Here is a 6,503-nt window from a genome sequence, read left to right on the forward strand (position 1 = left end):
ATGTTTGTGGCCCGGTTCCTGGCATTAAATTGATTCAAACCACAGTATACAGCATCTGTCCCTGCGATAATTGCCGCTTTTATAGACTCAATATCTCCACCCGGTGCCAGTAATTCAATTTTTCGTTTCATAGGATTAATTGTAACTTAAATGTTGATTCATTTCTATAGAAGTATATTGTTGGTATCTTTAATAATTCCGAGTTTCAAATACTTCCAACAGGGACAATTATCCTTAACTGCCGGATTCCAGTTTTAGGGCTTTAGTAGTGAGAACGTGTAGTCCTCAGATTTAGCATGCCCTGAAGTATAATCTTGATATTCCCAAACAAATCGACTGATAAAAAATCTGGACAAGGATAATTCTTTGTAACTGTTAATATAGGCGTTTGGTTATATCTCTTCATCCTTTAATAATTTCAGGTAAAAAGGAATTATTGATCCTGCAAAAATAAAAGCACCAAACAATATAAATCCAGTTGAAAAATAACCCGACTCCCCTAACATACCGATGATATTGGGAACCACACCGCCTCCCACTAAAAATGCAATGGGAATGTTAAAAGATATTACCACATTGCGATGTTCTTGAGTGCAAATTTGTGATAAAGCGGCAAATGCCGGGGGGAAAAAACATACCGCAGACAAAGGTTGTAAAAAAAGGATTATCTTCATGGGAAAACCTGTTAAAAAACCCATAAGAAAGGTTAAAATACCCGTAATGCACAATACTCCTGCCAATGTTTTTTTTTCGCCTATATGATCCGTCAACCAGCCTGCCAATAATGCCATGCCCAGTGTTAAAATTCTTGATAGGGCAATCAGGGTGTTTGCCTCGGTTTGGATCATTCCGTGTGCTTTTACAAGATAAAGAGGCAGCATTGAGTAAACACCCAATGCTCCTCCTACACCAAGGCTGAAAAGAGTCATCATCATCCAAAAAGACGGTGTTGAAATCAATGGTTTTAATGAACTTAATATGGGAGCTTCACCCGGAAAATCTTTTGCAGTAAAAAAAGTATAAAATGCGATACCGAATCCAATACTGATCACCCCAATAATAATAAAAATACTACGCCATGAAACCCATAACAATAATCCCTCACAAATCACAGGTATAAGTAAAAAACTTAAATTCGGTGCCATTTCATGAACTCCCAGTACTTTCCCCCAGTTTTTACTGTCTGTTGAGGAGGTCAACATGGCGATTCCTGAAGGTAGATAAAGACCGGTTGCAAGACCTACAGTAAAAAGTCCCAGGCGGATGGTGATCAGGTTTTGGCTCAATCCTGTGCAGATAATAGTCACCCCTGCTGTAACAGCAGCCAGAAGAATTGTCTTTTTATGCTTTAATTTTGAAGATACAAAGCCTGAAAATATCAAGGATATAAAGTATCCGGATGCGATTATTAAAAAAAATGACCCTGCATCATCAGGAGCAAGGTTCATATCTGTCAAAATAGTCGGCATCAGGGGGGCAAGGATTATCCTGACTGAAAAATTTAAAAAAAAGATGCCTGTCAGTAAAAACAGTGTCAAAACCAATGATTTCATTCTTCTGTGATCCGCTTTTGTAAATTATTCACTGTATTTATTATCTATCTTTATTTTCCAAACGCCTTTTTTTGAAGAATAAGCTTAATACCTATCGATATCAATAACAAGCGTATTTTTATGATAACAAGCAGAGGTTGCTTTTATTCAACACCTGTATAAAGTGGAATCTGAACACATATGCTTGAAGTTCAGACATAAGATATTGTATTTAGTTGATTGAAATATTATAAAGCGGGGTTTTGTTTTGGCAATAATGAGATTATGGCACGGTAGAGTGAGTATTGAAAAATCAGATGACTATGAAAAATTCATGATTGAAAGGGCTGCACCGGACTATGGATCAATTGATGGATTGTTAAAAACTTATTTTCAACGAAATGATAAGGAGAAGGAAAGCCATTTTCTTCTTGTTACAATATAGGATTCATTAGAAGCTGTAAAAAAATTTGCTGGTACTGAGCCTGAACTTGCCAAATACTATCCAGAGGATGGCAGGTGTTAAAAATTCGTAATCTAATTCTATCCCATAGACTCAAGGTAACTTGCCTTAGTCATAACTTCCCAAAGTTTCAATAATTCAAATGGTATCCTTAAGGTGGTCTGCTGAGCAAACGCGTATGACTACCCGCTATCTTCAAGAAAAGAAAATTATAAAATCTGGTATTTTTTAATTTTTTTTGGTTTCCAATGCCGACTTTGGCATTACTTTCCTGTATACTTTATTGAATGGCAGGCAGTCGCCATCAATTGTTAAGAGATCGGTTTTAATACAAATGCCAAATAGTTTTTCATTTTCCTTAAGATAGGGAAGAATCAGGTCCCAGTCAGCTTTGGTTACTTCGGTAAATACACCACCGTTTAAGTGTTCGTCCACAACCTTGCATTCAGGATCTCTTAGATAAATGGCACCGCCGGAAGCCAGCGAGAACAGGTTTGAACCGGGATACGGCATGGTAAGATCTATCACCTTGCCATTATCATCAAATGTAATACCATTGACAATGACAAAACCGCCACCATTCAAGGGATCACCTGCCATAAAAGATTGTGCAAGGTAATCAAGGCATGTTCCGTTGATGACAACCCTGGGCTTGCCCGTGGCATTGATCAGGGGACGTCCGGCTGCATTGCCCAGAATATAGACTTCGCCGCCTTTGGCACCATACATGAAGGTTTGTCCCACATCACCATGAACCACAAATTTGCCGCGCTTCATGATTTGTCCGAGCTGATCCTGGGCATTGCCGTGGACATGGATTTCCATGCCGTCAATACCCGAGGCCATATAATCACCTGAACTGTCGTACACATCAAATCGAACATCATCCGAATCAGGACCAAGCCCGCAGCCTGTGAATCTCTGGCCTTTATATCCATAACAGATATATTGTTTCCATCCCAATCGGTAGGCTTTATTGATCATTCTTGAATCACAGTTTTTTCCTTCGGGTTCAAATTCTTTTGCATTCACAACAAGGATTTTTTCATTCCCTTGGGGGCCTCTTAAATCCTTTCGGCCTGCACGGTCAATATAGGCATACATGCTGTTTGAATTATTTCCGATTTTGGGAGATGATTTAAAAATAGTCGTAAGGCTCTCCCTGATAATCTGGAGGACAGAACTGCGTTTTTTATTGTCTGTTGGAAAGATCCGGTCATTCAGGTGGGTTAACAGGTCAATGGCCATGGCTTTTTTACCATCGTTTTCTTCTGCCAGGGTTTCTATCGTCCCGCATACAAGCCTGATGTCCTGGAAATCAAGCACCGTAAATTGGGAAGAGCAGTATTGCTTTATTCCCTGTAAGTCATTTGTATTAAATAAGTTAGTAATTTTTTTTGTCTGGGCATTCTTTTTAAAAGAATCTGAAAGATCAATAGTTATGTCATAATGAATCTGGCCTTCCGGGGTCTGAACAATTTCACCAAATTTGTTCTGGGTAATGAGTTTTTTGGAGCCGTCTCCTTTTCCGGAATCCTTAATGGTAAAGGTAAATGCGCCGCCATCTGTGGAACTTCCACCCCGTGCATTCCAGTATTTGTCGGCAATGGGGCAGAATCTATGATCCTCTGCGGCAATACTTTGCAAGGTAGCATCAATGGCCTGTTTTTCAGAGCAGACAAGACCGATCTGAACATCATCTCTTTCCTGGAGGGCAAATACCTGGGGTCTGAGCATGGCAGTATCCGTGATCCCGATTAATTGCATGAGATCATGATACGGATCATTTCTGGCAATGATAAAAAACCAGGGGCCGTCGGGGGAGCCTGTCATGTGCTGGGACTGGATATATTTGTAAACCTGCTGCTTTTCAGGGGGCAGACAGTCAAAATCATACTCAGTTGTCGGTGCCAGGGCTTCGATAATATATTCCAGAGGATATTCAAACACCCTGTTATATAAATCCAGCAGCAGAACGGACGTTTCCGTATCTGTCAGGAATTGGGGATAGATATTGTGCTGGTTTAAATATTCACACACGGCATGGTAATTGGCAAAATCTCCATTATGGACCAGGGCTTCATGCATACCGGAAAAAGGGTGGGCACCTCCGGGATGCCAGAGCCGTCCCCGGGTGGGATACCGCTGGTGGGCTATCCAGCCATGGGCCCTGAAATCATCCAGGCAATAATATTGGGTAGCCTGCTCTGCATAGCCAACCACTTTGAGGATCATCACGTTTCTGGCATGGGACAATACAAAAGCCTGTTTTTCCCCAAGGGAAGCATAATAGGTCTGGTTCAGCCGGAAGGAATTTTGGGATACAAACTCATCTTCCGCCTTTTTTTTGTCCATTTTATATAAATGATTGTACCGGATAAATTTTTCAAGCACATCAGGGCGCACCCTTACAAAATACCGCCACACATCCGGCGGTTTGACTTCAAGGCCAATGGAGGTGTAATCATCAATCGTGGGAATTTTTTCAGATTTATAGATATCAAACAGGGGATTAATATTCGTAGACTCGACCTTAAGGATGACGTCTTCATCCAGATACGCCACCTGTAAAAGGTAATGGTCTTCAAGCACATCTTTAGGGATTCCAAGGTCGCTTGCACTTAAACCGACAGCCGCGATGCCGCCGCCTTTGCCGTTACCCCTGTTATGCATCTGAACCGAGGGTTCGTAAATATGACGTCCTGCAATGGGAATATTGGCCATGAATCCGGTGACTCCGCAGCCACCCTCTTCATTGGATTTGTTTACCGGTGTTTTGGTGTGTGGCAGACGCTTTCTTGAAGTCAGTATGTTTTGTATGATTTTATTTGTATTCGTCATTATTTAAATCCTTATTATAAAACCATTTTGTATTCGGGTGCGGGCTGGTATTTTTTTCTGTCGCTTTCATCCAGATAATCAAGGTGCACCAGAAGATCTGAACGGCCCCTGAGTTCTTTAATGCTTTTTAATCCATAGGTTCTTAGGATATCGCACCATTGTTTGCGCCAGGCCATATACATATTGACAAGACGCTGTTCCACATACGCTTCGTCGATCATGTTTCCCAGTTCCGGATCTGTGGTAGCTATTCCCCTGGCACATCCCCGTCCGCTCTCGCAATTTCCGCACCTGACACATTCAACTGCCACAAGATCAGCTGTTCCGATAACACACCCGTCTGCACCGAGAGCAATGGCTTTTGCCACATCAAGGGCGTTCCTGATGCCGCCGCTGGCGATGAGACAGATCTTGTCCCTGGCCCCTTCTTCCACAAGAAATCTGTGAACCTTTGGAATGGCATATTCAATGGGCATGGCAATATTTTTTTTGGCAATGTCCGGCGCTGCGCCCGTACCGCCGTAACTGCCGTCAATATGAATGATATGGCCACCGGCGTAATAGACGCCTACGGCAACCATGTCCACATCCGTGGGGGTGGACACTTTTATTGAGCATAAAACATTGTGGTTGATCTCTTTCATCCAGTCCACATGTTTTTTATGGTCTTCAACCGAATAGACAGAGTGGAAAGGGAAGGGTGAGAAAAGAGAGCTTCCCACAACGGTTTCCCTCATTTTGGCAACAGCTTCGGTGACTTTTTCTCCCAGAAGATGGCCGCCTAACCCTGGTTTTGCACCCTGGGCATATTTAAATTCCATAATCGGACAGTGCTGGATGGTTTCTTCTCTTACACCGAAAAGACCCGTGGCCACCTGGGTAATGACATGCTCTTTATAGGGAAGGAACTGCCGCGGATATCCCCCTTCACCGGTACAGGTGAGAGAATTGAGCCTCTTGGCAGCCCTTGCCCGCCCGATAATAACGGATAAGGCGGTTGATCCATAGGACATTCCGCCGCCGTAACAGGGAAGGGAAATGGTTTTTTGAGGACGGTCGTCTCCTGTTTTATTCAAGTCAATGCTGGTGTCAATCTCTTCATCACTGATGCCTAAAGCCAAATCAGTAGCCAGACCGGGGTCTGGCTCAACAAACCGCATCTTGTCAAACCCGCCGCCTGAGTTGCCGAGATTATACTCAAGGTCCACATGGGGCGCCTCTCCTGTTTCTGCCATGGCAAAATGGCCTATCAGCATTTCAGATGGCCAGCGGTAGTCTCCCATGGTGTCCAGCAAAGGATTCTCTTTAAGGACCAGGGCGTCTTCCGGACAGTGTTCAATGCAGTAATGGTCGGTTTTCTTACAGTCAAACCCGATGCAGTTGTGTTCAACAGGCCTCAAGGGTGAAGCATGATTGGCAGGCATGATGTGAACCCCGTATGGGCAGAGCTCTGCACATTTCCCGCAGGAGACGCAGTTAGAATTCCTTTTAATGATATATTTGCCGATGGTATTGCGAAACCGTGATGGAGTTACTCTGGTTTCGGGCAATTGATGTTTTATCTGATCTCTAATCGGGTTCATAAATTATCCCACATCTATAGATACTTTTCGTTCACCAAAAATCGGTGCAAAACTCTCTTTTTCAAGATCCTCAAACCACATGGA

General features: G+C 42.8%; 4 protein-coding genes. 1 reads left to right on the forward strand and 3 read right to left on the reverse strand.

Annotated features, from left to right (window positions below):
* Positions 1 to 392: 392 nt before the first annotated feature.
* Positions 393 to 1,553, reverse strand: a complete 1,161-nt coding sequence (locus tag K8S13_RS04005) for a nitrate/nitrite transporter (RefSeq protein WP_291460635.1) — start codon at positions 1,551 to 1,553, stop codon at positions 393 to 395.
* 247 nt (positions 1,554 to 1,800) lie between these two features.
* Here K8S13_RS04005 and K8S13_RS04010 point away from each other — a divergent pair, with 247 nt between their 5' ends.
* Entirely contained in the window at positions 1,801 to 1,977 is a 177-nt protein-coding gene (locus K8S13_RS04010; RefSeq protein WP_291460636.1) for a hypothetical protein, read from the forward strand.
* 246 nt (positions 1,978 to 2,223) lie between these two features.
* Here the strand turns inward: K8S13_RS04010 and K8S13_RS04015 are convergent, their stop codons facing one another.
* Both K8S13_RS04015 and K8S13_RS04020 read right to left on the reverse strand, forming a co-directional pair.
* The gene (locus K8S13_RS04015) at positions 2,224 to 4,836 is read right to left on the reverse strand and encodes a hypothetical protein (protein WP_291460637.1); all 2,613 of its coding nucleotides are present in this window, start codon (positions 4,834 to 4,836) and stop codon (positions 2,224 to 2,226) included.
* A 14-nt stretch (positions 4,837 to 4,850) separates the two neighbouring features.
* Entirely contained in the window at positions 4,851 to 6,419 is a 1,569-nt protein-coding gene (locus K8S13_RS04020) for a glutamate synthase-related protein (RefSeq protein WP_291460639.1), read from the reverse strand.
* Positions 6,420 to 6,503: the final 84 nt, after the last annotated feature.

The sequence above is a fragment of the Desulfobacula sp. genome (genome assembly GCF_021107415.1).

Bases quoted from the DNA above. Each gene is read 5' to 3' on its own strand.
- K8S13_RS04020 (WP_291460639.1), bottom strand. From the start codon at position 6,419: ATGAACCCGATTAGAGATCAGATAAAACATCAATTGCCCGAAACCAGA.
- K8S13_RS04015 (WP_291460637.1), bottom strand. From the start codon at position 4,836: ATGACGAATACAAATAAAATCATACAAAACATACTGACTTCAAGAAAG.
- K8S13_RS04005 (WP_291460635.1), bottom strand. From the start codon at position 1,553: ATGAAATCATTGGTTTTGACACTGTTTTTACTGACAGGCATCTTTTTT.